Source organism: Sphingomonas psychrotolerans (assembly GCF_002796605.1).
Classification (GTDB): domain Bacteria; phylum Pseudomonadota; class Alphaproteobacteria; order Sphingomonadales; family Sphingomonadaceae; genus Sphingomonas; species Sphingomonas psychrotolerans.
The window spans coordinates 4728007-4753632 of the sequence record NZ_CP024923.1 but is presented as its reverse complement, the minus strand read 5'-3'; the positions used below and the strand labels follow the sequence as shown (position 1 = coordinate 4753632).

At 67.1% G+C, this 25626-nt stretch carries 11 protein-coding genes and 1 pseudogene; 3 read left to right on the top strand and 9 right to left on the bottom strand.

Annotated features, from left to right (window positions below; genetic code table 11):
* Positions 1-11 precede the first annotated feature (11 nt).
* The 7 genes and pseudogenes from CVN68_RS21535 to CVN68_RS21505 form a co-directional block, all read right to left on the bottom strand.
* A pseudogene (locus CVN68_RS21535) lies at positions 12-12589 on the bottom strand (filamentous haemagglutinin family protein).
* Positions 12590-13208: 619 nt separating this feature from the next.
* Complete coding sequence (locus tag CVN68_RS21530; RefSeq protein ID WP_158299013.1) at positions 13209-14996, bottom strand: putative porin; 1788 nt, start codon at positions 14994-14996, stop codon at positions 13209-13211.
* 58 nt (positions 14997-15054) lie between these two features.
* Positions 15055-15786, bottom strand: coding sequence for an energy transducer TonB (locus tag CVN68_RS21525; RefSeq protein WP_100284007.1), 732 nt, complete (start codon positions 15784-15786; stop codon positions 15055-15057).
* An 18-nt stretch (positions 15787-15804) separates the two neighbouring features.
* Positions 15805-16215 (bottom strand): ExbD/TolR family protein, encoded by a 411-nt coding sequence (locus CVN68_RS21520; protein ID WP_100284006.1) that lies wholly within the window; start codon positions 16213-16215, stop codon positions 15805-15807.
* 22 nt (positions 16216-16237) lie between these two features.
* Positions 16238-18019, bottom strand: coding sequence for a MotA/TolQ/ExbB proton channel family protein (locus CVN68_RS21515; protein ID WP_100284005.1), 1782 nt, complete (start codon positions 18017-18019; stop codon positions 16238-16240).
* A gap of 25 nt (positions 18020-18044) precedes the next feature.
* Positions 18045-19763, bottom strand: coding sequence for a ShlB/FhaC/HecB family hemolysin secretion/activation protein (locus CVN68_RS21510; RefSeq protein WP_100284592.1), 1719 nt, complete (start codon positions 19761-19763; stop codon positions 18045-18047).
* Between the two features lie 22 nt (positions 19764-19785).
* The gene (locus CVN68_RS21505; RefSeq protein WP_158299012.1) at positions 19786-20559 is read right to left on the bottom strand and encodes a helix-turn-helix transcriptional regulator; all 774 of its coding nucleotides are present in this window, start codon (positions 20557-20559) and stop codon (positions 19786-19788) included.
* Between the two features lie 433 nt (positions 20560-20992).
* Between CVN68_RS21505 and CVN68_RS21500 the strand changes: the two genes are divergently transcribed.
* From CVN68_RS21500 to CVN68_RS21490, 3 genes are all read left to right on the top strand, one after another.
* Positions 20993-21697 carry an STN domain-containing protein gene (locus tag CVN68_RS21500; protein WP_158299011.1) on the top strand — a complete coding sequence of 235 codons (705 nt, stop codon included), beginning with the start codon at positions 20993-20995 and terminating at the stop codon, positions 21695-21697.
* Between the two features lie 97 nt (positions 21698-21794).
* On the top strand, positions 21795-22784 hold the full coding sequence (locus tag CVN68_RS21495) for a KpsF/GutQ family sugar-phosphate isomerase (protein ID WP_233503473.1): 990 nt from the start codon (positions 21795-21797) through the stop codon (positions 22782-22784).
* Positions 22784-23617, top strand: a complete 834-nt coding sequence (locus CVN68_RS21490; protein WP_100284002.1) for a 3-deoxy-manno-octulosonate cytidylyltransferase — start codon at positions 22784-22786, stop codon at positions 23615-23617. The genes CVN68_RS21495 and CVN68_RS21490 overlap by 1 nt, the downstream gene beginning before the upstream one ends.
* A 28-nt stretch (positions 23618-23645) precedes the next feature.
* Here CVN68_RS21490 and CVN68_RS21485 read toward each other — a convergent pair whose 3' ends face one another.
* Together CVN68_RS21485 and CVN68_RS21480 are read right to left on the bottom strand one after the other, a co-directional pair.
* The gene (locus CVN68_RS21485; protein WP_100284001.1) at positions 23646-24470 is read right to left on the bottom strand and encodes a helix-turn-helix transcriptional regulator; all 825 of its coding nucleotides are present in this window, start codon (positions 24468-24470) and stop codon (positions 23646-23648) included.
* Positions 24471-24589: 119 nt separating this feature from the next.
* The gene (locus CVN68_RS21480) at positions 24590-25573 is read right to left on the bottom strand and encodes a FecR family protein (protein ID WP_100284000.1); all 984 of its coding nucleotides are present in this window, start codon (positions 25571-25573) and stop codon (positions 24590-24592) included.
* Positions 25574-25626: the final 53 nt, after the last annotated feature.

Here is a 25626-nt window from a genome sequence, read left to right as displayed (position 1 = left end):
AGTTCGCATCGTCACTGCGGATTGCCGCGATCGGGCGCGCAGTCCGGGTCGTCGCTCCGGTTGCGATCCTCGCAGCGGCCGTCGCCGACCGGCCCCAGCACGTCGACGGTGATGATCGAGCGGCGGTCGGCCGGGGGCTGCGCCGCCCGCGTCACTTCGCGGAGCTGTGCCTGTGCCTCGTTGGCGCCGTTGGGAGTCACCGCAACATTGATGCCGCTCTGGCTCGGCACGCCGGTGATGTCGCCCGCAGCCTTGAAATTGTCGGCGTTGGCGACGCGCGCAGCGGCGACCACGACATTGCCCGATGCGCGAACCCCGGCGTCGCCAGCGTCGACTTCGCCACCGGCGCGATGAGAATCACGTCGGAGGCAAGATCGTCGGGCGTCCGCCTGAACGTGCCGATGCCCGCACCCGAGACGCTGCCCGCGCTGTTGACGTCCGAAAGTCCGTTCTCGTCGAACCGCAAGGTGATCGGCGGGAAATTGGAGGCGCTCTTCGGCCCCTGACCGGCGTTGAGGTCGCCGTTGGACGACCACATGACGATGTCGCCGCCCTGCTGGGTGAAAGCGCGGCTCTGGTTGAGGATGAAGTCGCCGTCGGTGAACGCGTGGATCTCGCCGCCGCGCAACGTCAGCAGGCCTTCATAGCCCAAGGGGACGGAGGCGAATCTTGCGCCCTCGCTCCCGGTGACCCAGCCGAGCTCGAGGCGCGATCGAACCGTTCCCGCGTTCACCTGAAACGCCGTCGCCCGGCGCACCGCCTGGTCCGCCGTACGGACTACCGAGCCCGCGATGACATCGCCGCCGGGCCCCAGGATCGTGACGTCCCCGCCGCGCGCGGTCTGGATCGTCGCGAGGCGGAGGTCGACGCCGCCGGTGACCACGCGCTCCGCCCGTTGCGGCTGGCCGCCGACGGTGTTGCGCACCGGCTCGCCGAGCGGATGATCCGCGGAGACGGTCGAAGGATCGAGCGAATAGGGCGCAAGATTATCGGTATAGCCGAGGCTCGCCGGGAACAGCGTCTGGATCCCGCGATAGCCGCGGACATATTGCTGGAACGACGGCCCGCTCCGATTGCCGACCTCGGCGACCTCGTTGAAATAGAGGCGGTTGATCAGGAAATCCTGCTGGTGCAGCGAGTCGATCGCGGCGAAAGCATCGTAAAGCGCGCCTGCGTGGCCATAAGCCGCTTCCGCGAGCCCAGCGCCGCTCGCGACGCCGGCGCCGCCGAAGATCGCGGCAAAGGCCTCGGGCGCATTGTCGCGCAACCACTCGGCGAGGAGCGGCGCATAGATCGGCTTGCTGCGATCGGGCCGCTTGTTGCCGAACGCATCGGTGACCTGCGCGAACAGGTCGCCGTCGAGTTTCGCGAAATTCGCCGGGTTGAGATAGGTCTCGCGCAGCGCCGCGTAGTCGGCACCGGCCGCCATGCCGAAGCGGAGCTGCAAATCCGCGCCCTGGTCAGCCAGCCAAGGGTTATATTCGTTGCCGATCGTGCGGACACCACCGGCGAAGCTGTAGGTCTGTCCGCCTGCAGTGATATCGGCGGAGCTCGCGAACGGCCCGATGTCGCCGCCGGCCTCGAGGATGAAACTGCCCGGCCCGCCGAGGATGAAATTGCTCGATCGCACATAAGGCAGCGGATCCGAGGTCGACGCCATCGTCCCGAAAATGTCCCCGCCCGCCCGGATGCGGGTCACGTCGCCCCGGGCCAGATTCTGCCCGTTGAAGAACATGTCGACGATGTCGCCGGCCGCGGTGATCCGCGCCTGTTTGGGCAGGAAGATCGCCGAATTCAGGATGTCGCCGTTGCTGTAGATCCGCACCGGCTCGGGATCGCCCGCATGGGTGATGCGCCGGTTGTGCGCGGCGCGAAGCTGCGCGTCGGTCGTATCCGTGACGACATAGGGGAATTGATAGAAGAAGCCGACATTGGCGACGAAGGCGCCGGCGAGCAGTCCCGGGTCGACGTCGCTCATCGCGATCGACAGATCCTTGATGTCGCCATCGCTGAACAGGCGCAACTGGCCGATCGGCGAAGGATAGAGCAATTGCTGCGGCTCGGCGGGCAAGGCCACGCTGCCCGTCAGCGAGGTGAGCGACACGGTCGGTGGGAGAAGCTGGACAAACCGGGGAATGCTGCCAGTCGCAAGGAGCTCTCGCGGCTGCAGGCCGTAATCCCAACTTGCGGTCAACAAGGGCGGCGCTATCTCAACCTTCTCATTGGCCGAAATGCCGATCGCGGCGGCCGGGCTGAAGAAGCCGGCCGAATTGGCCGATTGCGGCGCGGTGCTGTCCACCCCGAGCGCCGATACGCTGGCCAAGCTCACTGATCCCTTGGCCGAGACGTCGACCACGGCATCGGCGAGGCGGATCCGCGCATATTGGGGCGGAACCGTCTCACCTATTCCAGCCATGACCGGCTCGAGCCCGAAGGCGCCGATGTCGCGCCCGGCGTGGATCGCGGCAGCCCCCGACGCCATGTCGAATTTGCCCGCGAGGATGTCACGGCCGGCGGTCAGTGCGAGATTGCCGTTGCCGAACGCGAGCATCACTGCATCCGGCGCAGTCGACGCTGTCGTAACGCCGTTGGTGAGCGCGACCATGAGTTCGACAACATCGCGCCCCGCGTCGATCGTCACGTCGCCGCCAGCGAGCGCGCCGACTCCCGAGGTGAAGTAGCGCGGCGCAATGCCGATCTCGGTGTCGATCCCGACCCCGCCGGTGCGCCACCGCTGGCTGATCTGGCCGCCGGTCGGGCCGGCATCGAGCCAGCGTTCGCTCCAGACGTCGCGATTGCCGAGCACGTCCCTGCCCGCCATGAGCGAGAGATCGCCGCCGCCATAAGCCAGCAGCGGCTGGGTATCGGACAGCCCCTTGGGCGTCGGGATGAAGTCTACCTTCTCGGACGCCGCATCGAGATAGGGGCTGTCGGGACGGATCGTAACCAATCCGCCGCCGATGATCCGCGCGCTGACATCGGCTTTCGCCACCCGCACGCCAGCGGTGTAGACCGCCGCCGCCGAGAACTCGACCGAGGCGCTCGGGCTGTTGCCGTAATTGGGGCCGGCCGTCGCGGTGCCGTTCTGCTGGCGATAGGTGACCGCATTTCGATCGGCGAGGTTCGCAGCGCCGCGCAGATCCACGTCGCGCGATGCCGCGAGCTGGATCGAACCGTCGCCGGTCCGCACATAGGAGCGGACATGGGCCTGGTCGGCGCTGCCATAGCTGGTGATCGCCGGGGTACGGTTGGCGGTATATCCCGTGCGTCCGTTCGCCAGCCCGGCCAGATAGGTCGGCTCGAACGATTGCAGGAATCCGATGATTTCCGAGAGCGGTGCCGAGATGCCCGTAGGCTGGGTCGGCGATCCGACGAAGCTATAGCCCTTGCCCGCGAAATAAAGCAGCGCCGCCGTGCGCGCGTCCACGCCCAGGCCTGCCGAATTGCCCCAGTTCAGCTGGGTATAGGCATCGCCGCGCAGCTGATCGAGCTGCGCGGTCGAGTCGCTCAGGTTGAGCGTGTCGCCGATGTTGAAGTCGATCGGGTTGGCCGCGGCCGAGTTGATGAGCCTGAACTGCAGCGGATCGTCGAAGCTGACCGTCCCGGTGGCGGTGAGCCTGTAGCTATATTCGCCCGCCACGATCATGTCCGCGTCGAGCGCGCGATCGACGTGGAGCGGGTTCGCCGACAGCACGCTGTTTGCGCCCGCGACGAGCCGCAGATCGGACGAATGCATCGCGACATTGCCGTCGAGCAGCGGGAAGAGCTCGGCAAAGCCCAGCGAGTCCCCCGCCTCGCCCCCGCCTGCCGCGCCGTTGCCCGCCAGCGCGAGCGGCGAATTGACGAAGGGATTGCCGTTGAAGTCGCCCTGCGCCGCCTGCGCGCTCAGCGAGATGGTCAGCGTTCGCGGCACGCCCGGATTGCCCGAGCCATAGCTCGGGATGTTGGCGCACGAGCCGGTGGCGCCGCCGCACGAGAATTGGAGCGCCGGCGAATAGCTGCGGTCGCCGCCGCCGAGCTGCCAGTTGATATAGGCGGGGTTCGATTTGTCGCGGAAACTGAAGAAGCCGTCGCTGATGCTGCGGTTGACGGTCAGGTTCCCGCCTGCGCGCAGCGTCATGACCGGCGCCTCGCCGCGCGCGGAGCCGCCCGTGCGATAGAGGAAGGTGGCGAAGCGATCGAGCAGCGTGCCTTCCTGACCGGGCACCAGCCGATATTGCGTCTGCCCGCCGGTGCTCAGTTCGGGGATCACTTCGAGTACCCCGGCGTTCACGGCCGCCTGGATCTGTTCGGGCGAGAAGGTCGCCGCGGCTAGATTCCACTGGGTCGTCGTCTTGATGCTGCCGTCCGAAGCAAGCTCGACTCCGGGGCGCAGGCGGACTCCGTCAAGGCTGCTGCCGTCCATGGTGGAGACGTCGAAATCCTGGATGAAACGGACCACCGACGATCCGCCATCGGCCAGCGCGAAATTCTCGGTGAACGGATTGAACTTGCCGCCGGCGGCGCTGCTCGCCGCCATGTTGAGCAGCAAGGTCCCGTCGGCATCGCGAGTGATCCCCGAATAGAGGCCGCTGCTCGCCAGCACATCGAGATCGTAGCGCTTGAACGCCTCGAGCTGAACGGTATCGGCGCCCAGGATAGAACCGCGCAGGCTGACCGCGACCTTGTCCTCGCCCGTACCGAGCACCGGCGCGCGCAGATGAACGGTCCCGCCGGTGTCCGCCGCGGCATAGCGATAGACGGTGACCGGATTGCCGCTGACCGGATCGGTGATCACTTGCGGGATCAGCCGTGCGCCGGTCTCGCCCGCGGCCAGCGCCGCCTGGGTGCGGCGCGCACCGACATCGATGATCGCGCCGTTCGCGATATCGATCGCCGCGTCCGCCGCTTCGATCCCGATCGTCACCTCTCCGGCCGAGGCGGCCCGGCTGTCGGTGTCAGCATGGCCGCTGGTGTGCGTGTCGAGCTTCGCGGTGGCAGTGAGCGTCACGCCGCCACGGCCCCAAAGCGCGATGTCGCCGCCGTCGACTGCGGCGTTGCGCGCCTGGTCGGCGGTCATTCCCGCAATGTTCACGCCCGAGGTGTCGATCGTCCCCGCGACGGTGATGCGCCCGCCATCGGCGGTGAGGCTGACATTTTTCGCCTTCAGCGTCTGACCCGCCGCGAGCGCGAGGTCACCCGCACCGCTCCGCACCGCCACGTCGCCGCCGAACAACCGGCCGTAGCGAGTCACGAACCCGCTCAGATCGAAGCCGGACCGGCCCGAATCAAAGACCAGTGAACTCTGGCGATTGCCCTGCACCCCCGGGTTGAGCGTCGCGGCGAGCGTGATCGCGCCATTGCCGGCGAGCAGGTTCAGCGCTCCGGCCGATCCGGTGCCGCTATCGACGATCAGGGTACTCGCCGCATCGACGGTCAGATTGCCGTTCTTCGACAGCAGGTTGATCGTCCCGCCGCCCGCCGACACGGTCACTGCGTCGACACTGTCTCCGAAGGTCTTTTCATAGCCCGGCGTCGAGAGTGTCGCACCCGTCAAGGCGATGTCGCCCTTCGCCTCGACATCGATGATGCCGGACGATGCGCGGATCAGGCTGCCGACGATCTTCGCCGAAAGCACCGGAGCGTCCTTCGTGCCGATGCTGATGCTGGCGCCCGGCGCGGCATTGCCGCTCGGCGTCGATGCGGACGCGCCCGCCGGCGCGGATAGCGTGAAGCCGGCGTTGGTGAGGAAACTGTATTCGGGCCGCACCTTCTGCGCGCGCGGATCGGCGGACAGTGCGCGATCGGCGAGGAAGGGCGCACGCAACGCGAGCGCGGCGTTGCCCGCCGAGAAGGAGCCCTTGCCCTCGACATAGATGCCGCCGGTCGCGGCGAGCGTCACCGAGTCGGCGAAGCCCGAAGCCCGCACGGCGTTGGCGCCGAAGCTGAGCGTCGCGGCGTTGAGCGTCAGCGCGCTCGCCGCGCCGCAGAAGCCCGCCACGCGGCAGCCGTCCGCGCCATTACCCGCATTGAGCAGGCGGACATCGCCCGCATCGATCGTCACTGCGCCGTCGGCCGCGGTATCGGCGACGGCGGCGAGCGTCGCGGTATCGAGGACAAGGCCGTTGAAGCGATGGGTCCCGGCCGAGAAGCGGATGGCGCCCGGCGAACGCACGGTAAGCTGTCGCGCCGCGGCGAGCTTCGCCTCGAGCGCCGCGCCGATGATGCCGGGTTGCCCCGCCGCCTGCGCGCTCGAATCGAACTGAAGCGCGCTGCCGCTGATCGCGATCCGATCCGCGGCGATCGCCGCCTGATCGGCGACCGCGAAGGTTCCGCTGGTGTCCAGCGCCAGTGACGTGCCGCTGATGCTTGCCGCGCCGATATTGATCGACGACCCGCCGGTGGCGGAGCGCGAGACGAGGCGCTCAGCGCCATTGGCTAGCCGTAGCAGCGAGCCCGCGGTCGATGCGGTATAACCGGTCGCCGGCTGTGTCCCGAGCGCGCCGCTCGCCTTGAGCGTCACGCCGTCTTCGATCGTCAGCGCCGAACCGGTGCCGCCGACCGCGAGCAGCAGCTCGGGGGTGTCTAGCGTCACGCCGCTTTTGATCAGGATCGACCCGGCGCTGGGATGGATCGCGGTGGTGCCATCGGCACCGTCGCTGCGCTGACCGCCAATTAGCAGGCTGGTCGCGCCGAGGCTCGCCAGAGTCGAGGCGCCGACCGTCAGCGCGCCGGGAGTCTGCTGGCTGTCGTCCGCGGCGATGACGACGTTCGTGCCGAGCAGGTCGAACTGGCCGCCCTGCCCGCCCTCGGCCGCGCGCGTATCGAACACTCCGGCGATACGAAGCTCGGTGAGCGGGCTGAGGATCACCCGCGCGGCATCGAGCGGCAGGCGCGGCCGGGCCACGCCCTTGTCGGAGGCATTCTTTACCAGCGTGTTGGAGCCGCTCGTCGTGACGATGTTCGAATATTTGAGGAAGCTGTCACGGCTTTGCACGGTGAACGCGTGGCGCGTCGATTCCGCGATGCCGGTGTCGGCATAGCCATAGGTGCCGCCGACGACGACGCTGCCGTCGAGCATCGTCGCGCTCTGCCCCGGCAGCGGCGCGCCGCTTCCCGTATTCTCGACGAGGCGCAACGCGCCCGGGATCGCCAGCGCGTATTTAGCCGGAACGAGCAGATACTCGCCCGCCGGCACGCCGGGCGCGCCGTCGAGCTTCACCGTCATACCGGCATTCGCGCCATAGAGATCGACCGAGCCCGCGCTGCCGTAATCGGCCGAATAAAGCGGGTCATAGGCCGCAATCTTGCCGGCCTGACTCACCGGCACCAAGGCGAAGACCTGGCGACGGTCAGCATATTGATAGCCGCGGCCGGTGACCGGATCGAAATGGTTGCTGCTGTACGGATCGCGGTTGATCCGATCGAGCACGTCGCGCGAGCCACCCACTCCCGACTGGAATTCGTACGCAAAGACGTCGCCGCCGCCGCGCCCGTCGATCCGGGCGCCGGCCTGCTCGACGATCGCGGCCGCGGCGAGATTGAGCTGTCCGGTCGGGAGTCGGGTGATCGGCGTCGCGATGGTCGGGAAATAATATTCGATCAGATCGGTGGTGGTGCCATAGGGGACCTTGAGGCCGGCGCCCGAGACGGTGGTGACGCTGCCCGCGCCCAGGGTCACCGATCGGGTCGGCAGGATAGAAGCCGAACGGACCGTCGTGGCCGTGTTCGAGCCGAGCTCGAGCAGACCCAAAGGCGCCGCGAGATAGCCATTCTGTTCGATCCGCGCGGCGAGAATGCGCAGATGCGTCCCTGCGGACAAGGGCGGCGGCGCGCTCGCGTCGAGATAGCTGTTGCCGAACGTGATGCTGTGATCGCCGAGCGCTGCGAGGGTATAGGGCCTCGAAAAGGCCTCCGGCCGGCCTTCGAGCAGCGCCTGCAGATTGCCCGTGCCCGTCGTGGCATAGGTCCGGCGCGCGTCGATCAGCAGGTCGCCATTGACGACGAACTGGCCGTTATAGGCGAACTCGCCCGCGCCGCGATCGTTCACCCCGATCAGCCGGACGTCGCCCGGGCTGCGCAGCGCCACCGAGGCGATCGAGCGATCCATGGCGATGGCGCCGACGAGGTCGATGCCCTGGCCGCCCGCGGCGAAGGTCACCTGCGCGTCGCCGGCCACAGCCGGGTGGATCTCGAACAACGGGTCGCCCAGCCGGCTGGCGAAGCGGATATAGGAGGCCGCCACCGCCGCACGCGTCCCCTGCGTGGCCGAGATATAGACGTCGGCGTCGGGACGAATCGGCGCGCCCTCCGTCGGATCCTGCGACAACACCATCAGCGACTTGCGCAGCGACAGCGAGAAATCGCCGTCGAGCGTCAGCGCGTTGCGCGCGATCAGGCTGTCGAAGCCGCTCGCCGCCACGGTGCCGGCATAGAGATAGTCGGCGCCGCCGTTCGCATTCGCGCCGAGGGTCGGCCGCAGCCATTCGAGCGTGCCGCCCTGCGCCTGCGCGACTCCGCCATGCGCGTCGATCGGCGTGGTGCCGAGCGATCCGCCGCCCAGCGCCGAGATCGTCCCCGCCGCGCTCCATTCGAGATACGGCGCGAAATTGCCGAGCCCGGTCGGCTGGTCGAGAAAGGCGCTCGTCCCGCTGATGTCGAGCCTGGCGCCGTCGGCGCGGACGAAGCTGTTCGAATCGAGCACCGATGTGTTGACGCCGAAGCGCGTCGTGCGGCTGGCGATCTCACCGGCACGCAGCAAGATGCTGCCCCCGTCGAGGACGCGGCCGACCCGGATCTGGGCACCGCCGGGTTGAAACGGCGCGCGCGGATTGAGCAAAGCGACGCCCGACAGATCGGTCACGCTGCCATTGTCGAGCAGGATGCCCTGCGCGGCGCTCAGCCGCCCGAGGAAATAGATCAGCCGGTCGGCGCCATCGCGCGAGACGAGCTCGGCATTGGTGATGATGCGCCCGGCGGACGCGGGATCGGTCACCCCGGCGGCGTTGCGCGCATTCTCGTCGAAGCGCCCGAGCGCATCGGTTCCCCCGCCGAACGCCTCGGCGATGCCGTTGCCGCCGAGATCGGCGGCGCGCACGCCGAGGCCGCCCACCACGAGATCGTTGGGTAGATCGTTGCGTTGCGAGATCGTACCGCCGCGAAGCGCGATCGTGCCGCCATTATAGAGCTTGGCGACAGTCAGGCTCGCCTCGGCCGCGCCGGTGATCGTGCCGCCCGCGAGCACGTCGAACTCGGTGAGCCCGCCGAGCACCAGATGCGCCGCCTTGCGATCCCAGGCCGCGTCCATCCGCGAGGGCGCGAGGAACGACTGGCCCGACAGGTCAGCACCGGTGCCGAGCGTCCTGAGCGCGAGCGACTGGTCGGCGGTCAGAACCGCGGGAAGCAGCCACTGGGTCAGATCGAGCGTCTCGCCCCCACGCACTTCGAACCGCGTCGTCTCGAGGAAGGCGGACTTGCCGGCGCGCCCATTGGTGAAGACGTCGTCGACGATCTTCGACCGGTAGCTGCTGAGGTCGAGCGTGCCGAAACCGGTCTTCTGGAAGAAGTCGAAACCGATATGCGTCGCCCCGGCATGGTTGTCCGAGCCGAAGCTGATATCGGGCGCGACGAGCGCGAAGGTTCCGCCGCCGCCGAACCCGAAACCGAGGATAGAGGCGCCGCCGATGTCGACGGTCGTGCGTGGGTCCGGCACGAGAGTCGGCAGCACCGCCAGCCCGAACGGCGTGCCGACCGGAAGCGGCGTGAAGTCGACCGATTGGCTCCCCTCGCCACCTAGCGGAATGTTGGAATAGGCAGGATCGCCCGCGGTCAGCCGGCCGCTGTCGGTCAACGACGTGGAAGCATAGCGAGTCGCCGCCACCAGCGAGACGTCGCCGCCCATGCCATCGAGAAGCAGGCTTCCGGTGGCCGTGACATAGCCGCCCGACATCACGTTCAGCGTCCCGCTGACGCGAATGCTTCCGCTCAGGTCGACTGCCTGCGTCGCGGTATCGAGGCTGGTGCCGATCGCCGAGAGGAAGTTCGGCGCGGCGGTCAGGCGGATGCTGCCGCCATCGCTGAACGCGCCGCCGCGCGGCGCGCCCTGTTCGGCATAGTCGTTGACCCACAGGCCGGCGGTCGAGAGCGTCCCCGTGACGACCACGTCATAGGGATTGAGCGCTCCGGGATCGGCGGCATAAAGCCGCGCGAGGTCGTCGCCGAGGCCGGTGCCGTACAGTCCGGTGCGGAACGCCGACCCATTGGGTCCGGGAAGGCCGTCGCGAACGGTATTGGTCCGCGTAGTTGCATCGATCGATCCCGAATTGGCCGTGACCGTCCCGTCGAACCGGATCGTCCGCCCGGCCAGAACCGTCAGTGCCCCGCCCGGTGCCAGCGCGAGTTTCGACGCGCCGGTGATCCGCAGCGCATCGGCCGCCTGAAGCGTGAACGGATTGCCGCCGGCAAAGGTAACCGATCCCGTCGCCTCGAGCGAAAGCGCCGACAGTCCGGCGCCGCTCAACATCGTGTCGCTCAGCAGCAATTCGGCCCGGTTCGATTCCGCCGCGCCGCGCTCGCCATGATAGACCAGCATGTCGCCCAGCGTCTTGAACGAAACGCTGCCGGCCGTGGGCAACTCATAACGCGAGCGCTGGAACCGCCTGCCGTCTCCGGCGAGGGTGCTCGCGAGGCTCGGCCGCACGCCGGCGGCAATCTGGCGCGCACCGGCAAAGGAATTGCCATAGAAACTGCCGTCGACCGCGACTGCCGGCGCGCTGATCGTCAGCCTGCCCGCATCACGCCCCTCGTCATAGGCCGCATCGAAGCGCAGCCCTTGCCCCGAGGCGTTGAGATAGGTGCGCAGCACGCCGAAGCGCGGCTGGACCTCGATGAAGCCGTCGACCACGCCGACATAATGGTCGTTCGGATCGGCCTTGCCGATATCCACGATCCGGCCGTCATCGGTGACCAGGCGGCTGGTCCGCACCGTTCCGGCCGCATAATTGACCCACCCCCCGGAGAAGTCGATCGTCGCGTCTCGTGCGATATGGATGCTCGGGGCCGTGGAGGCCGAGAGATTGTCGCGCGGGCTCAGGTCCGACGTCAGCAGGCTGACGCTGCCGCCCCTGGTCATGAACTCCTGCGCCGTGACGCCGATCTGCCCCGCCAGGCTGCCGGCCTCAATCAGCGGCGAGCCGACCCACGCGACGCCGTCCTCGCGCACCCCCGAGAGTCGCGGATCGACATACAAAGTCGCGCCGTTGAGAGTGAAATTGCCGTCGAGCGCCACTTCGCGATAATTGGGCGTGTCGCGCAGTTCGTTGCGCTTGACCGGCGTGATTTCAATCGAATTGCGCGACGCGGCGAGCTGAACGTCCTTGTAGCCGCTGACGTCGATCGTCGCGCCGCTTGCGATCTCGATCCGGCCGAACGCCAGACCACTGACCGCGCCAAGCGCCGCCGCGCCCACGGTGGCCCCCACCGTGACATTGGCTCCCGGCGCATAGATCAGCGCGTTTTGCCCCATGGTGAAATTGGTGGACAGCAAGCTCCCGACGGGCACGTTGGGGACCTGGACCTGGGTGCCGATCTCGAGCTGCGATGCCTTGAAGGTGGCCGGCTCGCTCGCCGAACCTTGCGGAATCGTCTCGCCATTGTCGTCGGCGATCATCTCGATCCCGCTCGCCTTGCCGGGGTCGGCGGCGCCGGCGAGCAGGATGTTGCCGCCGGTGATCGAGATCTTGCCGTTGCGCGAGACGCTGGTCGTGGTGGAGAGAAGTCCGTGGCTCTCGATCGAGCCATAGGGGCTGGTGCCGAGCGACAGATAGCCCCGGCGGGAGACGATGATGCCGTCGACGATGATCCTGCCGTCGCCGGGCAGCGGGTCGCGCGGCAGCTGCGGGTTGCTGCCGATGCCATAGAAAAAGCTGTTGAGCTTGTAGCCGCGCACATAGGGATCGGCGCCGGTCGCAGCGCCGGTGGATTCGATGAAGCTCACTGCCCGGCCGGCCTGCAGGCTGACCTGGCCTTCGACCGCGCTCAGCCTGCCCGCGCTACGGATCTCGGGTGCCGCCAGGATGAGGAATCCGCCCGTTGCCATGCTCAGCTGCGCGCCGCTATCGACGACGATACCGCCCTCTACAGCGCTCACGAACCGCACATCCCCGCCATTCTGCTCGGCGATCCCGGAGACGAGCAAAGCCGCACCGTCGCTTTCGCTGGTGCGGTCGGCCGTGCGGTTCGCAGGGGCGAACAGGCCGTTCTCGAAATAATAGCTGTTGCGATCCCTGATCGAAGCGACGCGGGTTCCCACGCCCTGCGTCAAAATGACGGCATTGCCGAGCTCGAGCGTGCTGGCGAGCAACGAACGGGTGTTCACCTGGCTGTTCTTGCCGAAGATGATGCCGGCGCGGTTGAGCACCACGACAGTACCGTCGGCCTTGAGATTGCCGAGGATCAGGCTGGGATCGGTCGCGTTGGTGACTCGATTGACCGCGACCCAGCCCGGCCGCGCGACGCCATTCTCTTTCTGGTTGAATTGCAGCGTCGTGTTCGCGCCCACGTTGAACTTGTTCCACGACAGCAACGCGCGCTCTTTGGTCTGGTCGATCATGACGACGGTGCGTCCGTCGACCACGCTCTGGCTCGGCAGCCCGGCGCCTTCCCACGTCTTGAGCCCCGTCGTGTCGTTCGCCGCGCCGGCGCTGACGAGGAGCTGGTTGGCGCGCGCAGTATCGCCGGCCCTGGTGGCTGCGATCGCCTCGCGGATCGCCTCGGTCGGATCGAGGCCGTCGGGCGAAAGGCCATCGCTCGCGCCGGTGCGCGTGACTGCCTGACGCAACGCACTGGCATAGGTGCGGATCTGCGCGATCCGCGACTGGGTCGAGCGCTGACGCGCAAGCGCCCCCTGCATCGTCGGCGAGCGCAGCGGCGCCGCGCTGGGCTGCTGCGCCTGCGGCCGCGGCGCGCCGGCCTGCTGGCGGAGCATCGCGCCCATCGTCTGGGCGCCCGCCGGCGTGCTGCCGAGACTGCAGGCCAGCGTCGCGACGCTCGCGCCGAGCAGCAGCAAGTGGCGGCGAGCGCGGCCGGACGATGGGACGCGACGAATGGTCATTGCAGGACTCCAGCCCGAGAATCGTTGAGCAACAGGGAGAGGATGGCCCGCCCGCCCGGGGCTGGCCGGATCCGGCAGGCCGGATCGCATCGGCGCGGCGCGGCGGGACGGCAGGTCATCAGAAGGCCACGCCGAGATCGACGTGGAGCACATCGATCGCCAGCGGCGCATCGACGATCTCGTTGGCGCTCAACCAGCGCGCACCGATCGCAATGCCGTCGAACGGCGACCAGGCGCCGCCGATGACATAGCCTTGCGCATTGGTGCCGCCGAGATGGAAATCTGAATCGGTGAAGCTGTCCGGGACGGCGTCGCTCTCGAGATATTTATACGCGAGATTGATCGCCCAGGCGCCTTTGTACGCGCGGCGCGGATTGACGCTGAACAGGTTGGGATCGCCGATCGAGAGATAGCCGCCATAGCCCTGATTGCCGCCGACGAAGCGCGCCGGGCCGGTCACGTCGCAGGCGCCCTGCAGCGGATCATTGACTGGATCCGACAGCACGACATTGTTCAGCGGCGCGCCGTCGGGGCCTTCAGCGCAGATATTCTTCCGGTCGAAGCCGAAATTGTAGAGGTAATTGCCGCCCAGCCTCGCGATCACGCCATCGGAGATCGGCACGCTCACCGATCCGTTCACGTCGAGCACGCGATAGGCGAATTTGAGGCCCAGATATTGCGGCTGGCGCGGATCGTTCGGATCGGGATTGGCGGTCGTGTCGAACCGCCGCAGGAACATCAGCGTGTTGCCCTTGGTGGCGTAGAGCGGCCGCAGCGCGTCGGTCGAGCATTCGACATTCTCGACCGAATAGATGTCGCACGGTGCCGAGACATGGCCGCGCAGATAGGTGAAGTTGTGATAGGCGCCTGCAAGGTGCGCCTCGACGCCGTTATCGAACTTCCTGGCGAGTTCGAGCTGGCCGCTGAACAGATAGCGGTCGCGGAAGTTGCGCTTGTCCGACGAAGTCGAAGGGTAATCCGAATCCTCGAACATGATCGGGAACGCGCCGCCGCGCACCGCCACGGTGAAGTCGTCGCCCTGGTCGAACAATTTGGCGAAATTGGCCTCGCCATAGAGCCCGTCGAGCGCGAGATCGGGATCGAACATCAGATCGGTGGTGCGGAACGGATTGTCGAACCGGCCGAGCATCGCGGTCAGCCCGGGCACCAGCTCGCCCTTCACATAGGCGTTCTGGAGCCAGAGGTCGCGCTTGCGGAAGCCGCCGGTGAGCGTCGCATTGGTCGAGATCGGCCCGGGATCGTCGCCGGTCGCGAGCTGGAAGCCGAGCTGGAACCGGTTGGCGATCGTCGCCTCAAGTCCGATCCGCGCGCGGATCTGCATGTTGTTGCGCTTGTCGCGCGTCGTGTTGAGCCGGGGCGCGAGCTGCCGGGTCAGGTCGATCGGCCCCGTCTCGTTGAATTCGGGCACGTCGATATAATCGGGCGAATTGTCCGCTGCGTAGAAGGCCGAGGCCGAACGGAAGCGGAAGTCGCCGTGGATGCGGATATTGTCGACCCAGTCGGGGGCGGCCTTGTCGGGCGCCGCCCAGCCTTCGGTCCTCGCCTGCGCCATCACTTCGGTGCGCAACTCGTTCTTGATCTGCGTGCGGACCGTCTCGGGAACATAGGGGACGCGCACGGTGCCGGGCGGCGGCGGGGGCAGTTCCGCGGCGGCCTGCTGGTTCGGAGCCGGCGCGGCCTGCGCCAGCTCGGCGCGCGCCTGTGCGGCCTCGGCTTGCGCCTGATCCATCAATTCCTTGCCCTTTTCGGGCGTCAGCACCCCCTGCTCGGTCAGCAGCCGGACGAGGTTCACCATCGCGCTGTCCGACCGCGGCGCTTCCTGCGCCAGCGCGGGCGCCGCTGCCAACACGGCGACGACGGCTACGCCGCATCGCCAATTGCGCATCAGTCGGCCAAAGTTTCGATGCCCTGACATTCCCATTCCCTTTTGTTCGCGGCGTCGCTCAGAGCGCGCGCCGCCCTCGAACCGTGATCTTGTATGGAAAGGACATTGCTGGCGGCGGCGGATCGAGCCGCGCCCCGCGCAGCACCTCCACCAGCCGCTGCAACGTCGCCTGGTCGTCGCGACCGCGCGCCTCGACCAGCCGCGCGCCGGTCACCTGTCCCTGGGCGTCGACCGTCAGCAGCAAATCGGCCGAGAAGACGAGCCGATTGAGCCGGTCGTCGCCCGACACGCGTCGCTGCAGCGCGGTGCTCAGGTAGCTGCGATAAATGCCCAGCCCCATGCCGCCGCCGCCCGCCTTGGCGCCGCAATTGCTCCCGAGGCAGGTCCCGCCGCTCGACGGCGCGCCGATCCCGCCGCCCGAACCCGCGCGCAGGCCGAAAGCGTCGCTCCCCGACTCGGCGGGGGCATTGATCGAGACCGGTGCCGCCTCGGGCTGCGGCTGCTGCGCTTTTTGCGCCTCGGCCGGTGAGGGCTGCGGCTGCTCGGTCGGCTCGGGGGGTTTTTCCTTGAGTTCCGGCGGCGGCGGGGGCGGTGGCGGCGGCAGCGGAACCACGTCGACCACTGACTTAGAATCCTCGGTGACCCGCACCCCGCTCACTGCGGTGAGCTGGCTGTAGACGAACCAGGCGAGCAGCCCGAGCAACAGCACCGCCACGCCATAGGGCAGCGCTTCGCGGACCGCCGATCGGTCCTCGAAGGCCTCGTAGCCCGGGGGCTGCATCGTGGTCATGCGCGCGTCTCGCCGATCTCAGGACGCGCTGGCGGGCTTGCCGGTGACGAGCCCCACCTTGTTGAGGTCGAGCTGACGGCACAGGTCCAGAACCTGCGTCACCTTGCCATATTGCGCGGTCTGGTCGCCCTTGAGCACGATCGGCACGTCGGGATTGCTCGCCTTGGCGCTGCGCAGCCGCGTCTCGAGATCGGCGAGCGTCACCGGAAAGGCATCCATGAAGATCTGTCCGTCATTGGTTACGGTGATCGCGATCGTCTTGGGCTGGACGAGGCTCTGCGCCGCGCTCGCTTTGGGCAGGTCGACCTTGATCCCCTGCACCGAGGCGGTCGCCATCAGGATGAAGATGACGAGCAGAACATAAGCGAGATCGAGCATCGGGGTGATGTTGATGTCGTCATATGCCTTGCGGCCCTTGTTGATCTGCATGACTGGTCTCCCCTTTCCGCGCCTATTCGGCCGCCTGGAGCGCAGCCGCCGGCGCAGGGCTGCCCTCGGTCTGCATCTCGGCGAGGCGCGTGATCAGCCGGTCGACGAAGACGCGCATCTCGTCCGAGAGCGCCGAGATCCGGCTGTTTAGATAATTGTACCCGAACAGCGACGGGATCGCGCAGGCGAGGCCGGCGATCGTCGCCATCAGCGCCGCGGCGATGCCGGGGGCGATCGCGTTGACGTTGACGTCGCCTGCCAGCGCGACACCGGCAAAGGTGTTCATCACGCCCAGCACGGTGCCGAGCAGACCGATGAACGGCCCGCCCGAGATCGCGATGGTAAGCAGCACCAGCCAGCGGTCGAGTTTCTGATTCTCCTCGACCACCACTGCGTCGACCGCGGCGCGCATCGCCTCGACGCTCTCGCCCGACAACGGGCGACGGCCGCGCGTCTCGCGGCGAATCTCGAGCTCCTCAATCCCGGTTTCGTAGAGCCGGCCCAGCGGGGCCTGCCCGATCATGTCGAGCTCGCGCGGACCGACGCCCTCGACGTGCTTCATGCTGACGAGATGCTCGTGGAGCGCCCGAAAGCGCTTGAGGAACACCCGGTTCGCGCGGACGGCCCGGTTGATATAGGCGACCTTCGTCACGATCACCGCCACCGCCAGCACGAGGATCACCATGCACAGCCCGATGATGAAGGCGTCGATCATCTCGACCTTGCCGAGCACGTAGACGAACGTGCCGCCGCCCGCGCTCTGCCGCTCGGCGGTGCCGGCGACCGCGACGAGCTTGTTGTTCGGGCCTTCGGCCTGCGCGCTCGCGAGCAACATCGCCGCGGGCCGCGCGGTCTTGGCGAGGCGAACCTCGTCGAGCTCGCCGACGAACGGTCGCCCCGCCGCACCGCCGAGCGCGATCGGACCGTCGAGCGCGGGGAGCGCGCCCGGAGCCGCCCCGGCCTCCACGCCATTGACGTAGAGACGCACATTCTGTCCGTCGGCGACGAAGCCAAGATGCGCCCATTCGCCGGCCTTGAGCGCCGCGCCCGCCTGGATACGCTGCGTGCCGACGAGCGCGAAGGGCGCACCGTTTGCCAGTCCGACGACCAGCGGTCCGCGCGCGAAGAGCGCCTGCTCGCCCGCCAGCTGATCGGCGCGCACCCAGGCGGTCAGGGTCAGCGGCGCGCCTGCCGGCATGGCCAGCGAAGGGGTCGCGGGGATGACGAGCTCACCCTGCCCCTGAAAACGTGCGGCGCGCGCGATCACGCCATTCTCGTCGATCGCCGGCACGGCATTCTGCGCATTGTTGCCGTTGGCGGTCAGATCGGCCGCGGGCTTCCCGCCGGTCTCGCTGAAATGCCAGGCGGCGATCGTGTCGGGGTCGTAGGTCCGCGCGATGTCGCTTCCCGCCGGGGCGTTCTTGTTGCCGAAATAGAGCCAGAGCTGACGCCTCTCCCCGCCGTTGAGGCCCGGCACCGACACCCACAAGGTCGCGATGCTGTTGGCTGCGTCATAGCGTTCGATGTGGAACGGCAGCGGGGTCTTGCCGTCGCTGTCGACGACGCGGAGGTCCGCGCCATTCTCGAGCGCGTCGCCGAAGGTGAAATTGCCGTCGTGGAGCCGGACCAGCAGCACGGTGCGGCCGATCGCGCCGCTCAGATTGCCGCCGGTCGGCGAGGTGTCGACCGTCACCATGCGCCGGTACGGCCAATCCTTGTTCCACCAGCCGGCGTCCGGTTGCGCGAAGGCCGGAGTGCTGATCGCGAGCAGGGCGATCAGCCATGCTAGAAATGTTCGGCCCACGTTCGATCCCCAATTGCTGTCCAGGTTAGAATTCGCCCTTGAGCGAGAAGCTGTATCGCGGCTCCCCTCGCCCGGTGGCCGGGCCGGCCCGCAGCGGCACGCCGATCACGAACTCGCCGGTGAGAAGCTTGAAAACCTGCAGACGGAAGCCGCCGCCGATGCCGGCGATGCGGAATTCGTCGGTCTGGCCCACCGCCGGCGCGCGGATCCGCGCGTAGCCGGCGTCGAGAAAGGAAAAGAGCCGCAGCTCGTCGACGAAGCCCGGCAAGGATGGCGCAAGGCTCGGCGTGCGCATCTCGATCGAGGAGACGAAACCGTCATCGCCGACCGCCTCCGAGACATAATAGCCGCGCACGCTCGACATTCCGCCGATCGAGAATTGCTCGTTGGTGACGAGGCTCGAATCGGCGAGTTGCCCGGAGAGGCGCAGCGCGAGCTGGAAGTCCTCGATCAGGGTGCGCGTGTAGTTGAGGTCGAGATTGAAACGGACGAAATTCTCGCTCGCATCGATCGCGCGCCCGGTAAATTGGTCCGCGACCACCCCGGTATCGCCATTGCCGAACTCACAGGTGATGATCCCGGGCGGCGGTTGCGGCGTGTCGAAAGGACTTTCGAAGCAGGTGTCGTGCTTGACGACACGGAGCCCCGCAGTCGCGGCGAAGGTGAGCCCGAAACTCGTCGTCTCGTCGTTGCCGCCCATCGAATATTCGCCGACCAGCGGCAGATAGCGGATCTGCGTCGGCTGGAGCGCCGCGCCGTTCAGCGAGATATTCTCTTCGAACACTTTGACGTCGGGTCCGAAGCTGATCTGCTGAAACAGCTTGTCGCCGGGCAGCCGATAGCTGACCCGCGCGCCGATCTGATAGCCGTTGCCCAGCACGTTGGTGCCGCCCAGCGCAGCGACGTTACTGTTCGATTTGTAGCCGTAGAACAGGAACGACCACGGGGTTCCGATCAACGGCGCGCTGTACGAGGCCGAGAGCACCGCGCTCTGATCGATGTCCTGCGGCGTCAGCGAACTGGTGATCGACAGCGTATGCCCCTGTCCCCACAAATTGGTGTGGCGCAGCGTGCCGCTCAGGCGCAGCGACCGCGTGTTGGGGCTGCTGTCGTTGTTGAGTTCGATGCTAGCGTGGATCGGCGCGCTATCCTCGACCTCGAGGTCGACATCGACCGTCCCCGGCGTGGCGCCCGCCTTGAACCGCGGGCTGATCGTGCGATCAGGAAAGCGATTGGCCGCCGCGATGTCCCGCTGGAGTGCCGCGACGTCAATCGGCTGCCCTTCGACGAGCGATGGCACCTGCGTCCGGGCGATCTCGCTAGAATGATGCTTGGCATCGACGACCTGCACGCGCCCGAGCGGCGCTTCGTGCACGGTGAGCTGGACGATGCCTTGGCTGAACAACTCGTTCGGCTGGACCGGGATTTCGACTTCGACTGCCTCATAGCCCTTCGCGGCGTAGGCCTGTTGCAACGCCTTCTGCGCGGCGGTGACGTCATCGGTGGTACGATCCGGACCGAGATGGGGATAGACGAGACGCTCGATCTCGGCGCTGCTCAGCTTGGTCACGCCCGACACGTCGATCGCCGTGATCATGAACCTGGTCGGCGCCTCGCGCGCCGCAGCGTTGCCGGCCTCGACCGGTGCAGGTTCCTGCTGCGCCGGGATCGTTTCCTGCGCCAGCGCCGCGATCGGCACGCCGGCGGCTCCTGCCGCAAGGGCGATCATCGCGGCGGATGGCATCAAGGGGGAAAGCGCGTGCATCTCAGACCTGGATCAGACCGGCGCCGACCGCGATGGCGACTGCGTGGATCTTGTTGGCGGCGCTCAGCTTTTTGCTCGCGCGAGCTACATGAAGCTCGACGGTGCGGACCGACACCCCCAACTTGGCCGCGGCATCGGCCAGCGTGTCTCCGAGGGCGGCAAGCCGCAGGCACGCGATCTCGCGGTCAGAGAGTGCCGGTCCGAGCGCGTTGCTGGCCGGCAGGATCGCCTTGGCGAGAAGATGGAAAGCGAGCGCCTGCACCGCCAGCGATGGCATCTGCGTATCGATGAGATGCACCGCGTCCTGCTCGGTGCCGCCGAACAGGATGAGGCAGGCAGGCCCGGCCGGGTGATCCTGAACCGGTGCCGTGACTCCGGCCGGCCAGTCGAGGAGCTGCTGCGACACATACCATTCGCGCTGCGCTGCAGTGAACCCCTCGCCGTCGCCATTCGACCAGGCGAAGGGCAAAAAGGTGACCAGCATTGCCTCGACGCCGGCCTTGTCGGTCAGCCACAGATCGGCGCGGTCTTCGTGTGTCGATAGAAAGCGCAGCAGCTTCCAGTGCTGTCCGCGCTGCCCAAGATGGAGATGACCGAGATGCAGGTAGCGCGCGCCCCGAAAGCCGCGTTGCCGCGCATATTCGGCAAGCCATTGCCGCAACGCTGCAGGGGTCGTGCATTGCGACAATTCGCCGACCAGCGACGAGAGCGACGCCGCATCGGTCAGCCCCACCCGGTCCGCAGGCGTGCTCGGGTCATTCGCAACAGGGCTCACGTGGCGTGCAAAGGCACTGCTCGCAAACATCTCTCAAAATCCCCGCCGAACCAGCACCCTCGCTAGTTGGACACGGCGGCAGAACCATTTTGGCAAAAGTTTTTTGTTGCAAATTAATTACAATTACAGCCCTGAAATCGACTTTAGGTCTAGTTAAAAATATATCGCCATATCTTCACACGATTCGATTCGCTCTATCATGAAATATTCAATATAGTCCGGTAAAGATATTTTCTGGACTCCAGTCGTTTCATAAATTGGCTCGAGAAAAACCCGCCTTTGCTGGATACATTACCTGCGGCTCATCCCGATGGAACGACGTACGGCGCGATGGCCGCTCGGCCAACGGCTCGCAAAACGCGTGCGCAACCCAGACAGGCAAACGGACGAGGCAGCTCGCAAAGGGGCGCTTGCCGCTCTATCTTCGCGCGCGATGGCGGCGCTGACCCTTTCCGGCAAGTTTCCGATATGCCTGGCCCTTGCCGCGATCGGCGCGCCCGCTTTTGCAGCGACGGATACGCATGCGCAGGCGCAGGCAATCGGTGGCGATCAGCGGACGGCCTTCGACATCCCCGCCCAGCCGCTCGACGCGGCGCTGGCGCAATATTTCCGGCTGACCGGCGTTCAATTGCTCTATGACAGCGCACTCACCGCGGGGCGCCGATCGACGGCAGTGCGCGGCAATTACAGCCCGCGTGAGGCGATGCGTCTGCTGCTCCGCGGAACCGGGCTGATCGCGCGCTACAGCCGGACGAACGCCGCGATCATCACCACGCCCGACGCGAGAGGCGAGGCACCCTTGATACCCCTAGGACGCGTGGTGGTGCGGGAACGGATCGCAACCCCACGCCCCACGGCGATCCAGCGCCTGGAATTTTACGGCCGGCTTGCGAACGAGCTCCACGCTTATCTTCGCGACGACCGGCGCACCCATCGGCTGACGTTCGACATGCGTGCCTCGATCCGCATCGCCGGCGGCGCGATCGAGCGGATCCGCATCGATCGGAGCAGCGGCGACGCGCGCGCGGACCGTCTCGTCGCCGAGGTTCTCGCCGGCAGGAGGGTGTCCGCTCCGCCCGAGGGAATCGCGCAGCCGCTGCTCGTCGCGTTGAAAGGAAAGCGCACCGTCGGCGATTGAGCCGCGACCTGTGGTTTCCCCCAGCGCCGCGCCATATGGCCTCCATTAGCTAGGATGCAGCGCCGTCTCCACGGCGGAAAGGAGCCCAAGTCGCGGAATGGACGCGGTCGTCGACGGAGCCGTGGATGGCGGCACGATCATCGCGATGGGACGAAGGGCCATCGCGATCGAGGCCGAGGCCTTGTGGGCGCTCGCGCACGAGCTTGGTGCGGACTTTGCCGATGCGGTCGCCTTGCTGATGACCACGCCCGGCCGCATCATCCTGTGCGGCCTCGGCAAATCGGGCCAGATTGCCCGCAAGATCGCGGCAACCTTCGCGTCGACCGGAACGCCGGGTATCTTCCTGCACGCCGGCGACGCCGTCCATGGCGAACTGGGAACGCTGGTCGCAGGAGACACGCTCGTCATCCTTTCCAATTCGGGCGACACACGCGAATTCGGCGTGATCATGCGCCGGGCGGAGACGCTCGCCTTGCCGATCATTGCGATCACTTCGAGCCCCGATGCGCCGGTGGCGCGCAATGCGACGATCAATCTGCTGCTCCCCCCGAACCCCGAGGCCTGTCCTTACGGCCGGTCGCCCACCACTTCGACGGCGATGATGCTGGCACTGGGCGACGCGCTTGCAGTGACGATGATGCAGCTGCGCGGGGCCAAGGCAGCCGACCTTCTCGCGCTGCACCCGGGCGGTCGGCTCGGGCTCGATCTGGTCGCGGTCGAGAACTTCATGCATCGGGGCGACGAACTGCCGCTGGCGCCTCCCGAAACGCCGATGGGCGACATTCTCGACCTGATCAGCGCGAGGAATCTCGGCATTGCCGGCGTGGTCGACACGCATCAACGACTGCTCGGGGTGATCACCGACGGTGACATTCGCCGCTGCGGCTTGGATCTCGGATCGCGCTCGGCCGAGCAGGTCATGACCAGGCGGCCGCGGACGCTCGTCGGCGGCGCGATGGCGCGCGATGCGCTGACCATCATGTCGGAGGCGCGGATCACCGCGGTTTTCGTCGTCAACGACGCGCTGGGCGGCCGAGTTCGCGGATTGGTCCATATTCACGATCTGCTGCGGCTCGGGATCGGTTGATGCTCAAGCTCGTCGGCGGAACCGGAGTCGCGCCCCGACCTGCGGAGGCGGCGATCATCATCCCTGCCCGCTTCGCCTCGTCGCGCTTCCCGGGCAAGCCGCTGGTGCCGCTGCTGGGCGCCGAGGGAGCTGCCAAAACCCTGCTCCAGCGCAGCTGGGAAGCAGCGCGTGCCGTCGGCGGTGTCGCCGAGGTCTGGATCGCGACCGACGATGATCGCATCGCCGAAGTCGCGCGCGGCTTCGGCGCGCAGGTGGTGCGGACGCCCGCCGATTGCGCCAACGGCACCGAGCGCTGCTGGGCAGCGGTGTGCGAGGCGGGGATCCACGCCGACATCATCGTGAACTTCCAGGGCGACTCGCCCTTGACGCCCCCGCCGGCGGTCGAGTTGCTAGTCGACACGCTGGCGGCAGAGCCGCGCATATCGGTCGCGACGCCGATGATCCGCTGCTCGCCCCTCCAGGTCGACCGGCTGACTGCGGAAGCCAGGCTCGGCCGCGCGGGGGGGACGACGGTCGTGTTCGACGGCGCGGGCGATGCGCTCTATTTCTCCAAGCGCGTGATCCCGCACATACCCGAGCGCTGCCGGGATGCGCCGATCTATTTCCATCTCGGCGTCTACGCCTATACGCGCGCCGCGCTCGCCGAATATATGCGAACGCCGCCTTCTCCGCTCGAACGGGTCGAGGGGCTGGAGCAGCTTCGCTTCCTCCATTGCGGCCTCGCGGTGCGGATGGTCGAGATATCCGATCCGCCCGGCGGGTTGTGGGAAGTCAACAATCCGTCCGACGTGGTGGTCGTCGAAGCGGCGCTCGCCGAGCGCCGGCTCGTCTAGCGAGGGCAGCGCGCAACGGATCCGGCCACTAGATCGCGACTGCAGCCCCCGCGCCAAACGCCAGCACTACGGCGCGCAACTTGCTCGACGCACCCAGCTTTTCCAGCGCATTGCGCAGGTGGAACTCGACCGTACGTCCCGAAATGCCCAAGGTCCGCCCGCTCTCGTCGACGGTCTGTCCCAGCGCCGCGAGCTTGAGGCATTCGAGCTCGCGATTGGACAGTCGTGGCGCCCGCCCGACCCATTCGGCGATCGGCACGAGCTTCTTTGCGAGCGCGTGAAACTGCCCCGCGAGGAATGCCATTTCTGGCGCATTTTTCTCGATCAATCGCTGGATCGACGACTCGTCGAACCCGAATAGGCTCAGATAAGCGGGGCAACCCGCGCTGTCCTGGACCGGGATGACGAGCCCGGCATCGACTCCACGGGCGCGCTCGCCGTCGAGCCAGCCGCGCTGGCTGGCGGTGAGCGACGCGCTGATTCGCGTCGACCAGGAGAAGGGCACATAGGCGCCGCGGATCCGCCCGATCGCCGGATCGCTGGCGATCCACTGTTCGTCCTCCCGATCGGCATGGCTCGACGTGGAGAGATAGCGGATCGCGCATCCCGGCTCGCTTTCCTCGAGGCCCCAGCAAGGCCGGCCGAGCTGGATATAGCGCGCGCCGTAAAAGCCGAGGTTTCGCGCATATTTGAGGAGCCAGCCGCGAAGATCGAGCGCGGAAGCACAGCGATCGAGCAAAGGCAGTCCGCTCTGGGCTTCCTTCAGACCAACGGCAGCGCGTTGCCCGGTCCCGTCGGCGTCGGCTCCGCAATCCCGCAGGCGCTCTTCATGCTCGGCCCGACTCGCAAGCATTGGTGCTTCCCCCGGCAGTGATCCCAACTGAAGGACACCTCGAACAAAGCATTCTGGCAGGAAATTTTTATTACAATTCAATGACGTTCGTCTATTACCAAGATGCACATCGGATGACTTCAACTCAATACGACGACATTACCGGGCAGACGCGCCACATTGATCCCAAGCGCCAATTCCGCCTGGCTGAAGAAATCGTCGAGTCGATCGACATAATAGGTTCCGCTCAGCGAGCGCGTGGCCAGATCGGAATTGGCGAGGAACACCCTTCCCCGGCGATAGCGATTAATCTCGGCCACCACCTGATGCATCGGCATGTTGCGAAAGATCAGCGTTCCGGTCTGCCACGCGGTGAGCACCGCTGCATCGGCTCCCGGCTTGACCGGCCCGATTCCCGACCCGTCGTAACGAACCTCGGCGGCCGCACGAAGCGCACGCCTCTCCCCCGCCCACGCGACTTCGACCGCGCCTTCGAGACAGGTGATGCAGACCTCGCCGCCGTCGCGCCGCGCATTGAAGCGGCCGCCGCGGACGACGCTGACGCCATCGCCCGCCACGAGCGCGGCGCGCTCTGCCCTGCCGCTTGACAGCACGGCCTCACCCGAGATCAGCGCGATCGCCGGCATGCCTAGACCGGCCTGCATGCCGATGCTGGTCCGCGTGTTGAGGTCGACGCTCGCACCGCCCGCCAGCTGTACGACCCGACGCTGGCCGGGACCGGTGCGATAATCCGCCATCGCTTCCGCCGGGCTGGGCAGCAGATCAAGGGTCCGCCCGAACAGGAACGCGGTACCCGCCGCCGACGCCGCGATTGCGCCGCCAAGGAAATAGCGCCGGGTGAGATGCCGCCGCACCGGCAATGCGAAGGCGATGACGTCCGCATCCGCGTCCATCGGTTGCGTCTCGACGGTACGCACGAGCTCGCGCAGGCGTAATGCCGCACGGAAAGCCTCTTCATGCGCGAGGCTCTGGCCGCGCCACGCAATGAACGCGGCGGCGTCGCGGTCAGTCGCCTCTCCAGAGCGGAGGCGATTGAGGTGATCCAGGCCCTCGAGGCGCATGCGCGCGAGCTCGGAATCCGTCCAGCCGCTCCTTTGCGTCATTCTCAATGGCCGTCCAATAGCTCCAGGAGGAGCGCGGTGTGCCTGTTCATCGC

Coding starts and splice junctions, on each gene's coding strand:
- CVN68_RS21530 (WP_158299013.1), bottom strand. CDS start 14,996: ATGCGCAATTGGCGATGCGGCGTAGCCGTCGTCGCCGTGTTGGCAGCG.
- CVN68_RS21525 (WP_100284007.1), bottom strand. CDS start 15,786: ATGACCACGATGCAGCCCCCGGGCTACGAGGCCTTCGAGGACCGATCG.
- CVN68_RS21520 (WP_100284006.1), bottom strand. CDS start 16,215: ATGCAGATCAACAAGGGCCGCAAGGCATATGACGACATCAACATCACC.
- CVN68_RS21510 (WP_100284592.1), bottom strand. CDS start 19,763: ATGCCATCCGCCGCGATGATCGCCCTTGCGGCAGGAGCCGCCGGCGTG.
- CVN68_RS21500 (WP_158299011.1), top strand. CDS start 20,993: ATGGCGGCGCTGACCCTTTCCGGCAAGTTTCCGATATGCCTGGCCCTT.
- CVN68_RS21495 (WP_233503473.1), top strand. CDS start 21,795: ATGGACGCGGTCGTCGACGGAGCCGTGGATGGCGGCACGATCATCGCG.
- CVN68_RS21490 (WP_100284002.1), top strand. CDS start 22,784: ATGCTCAAGCTCGTCGGCGGAACCGGAGTCGCGCCCCGACCTGCGGAG.
- CVN68_RS21485 (WP_100284001.1), bottom strand. CDS start 24,470: ATGCTTGCGAGTCGGGCCGAGCATGAAGAGCGCCTGCGGGATTGCGGA.
- CVN68_RS21480 (WP_100284000.1), bottom strand. CDS start 25,573: ATGACGCAAAGGAGCGGCTGGACGGATTCCGAGCTCGCGCGCATGCGC.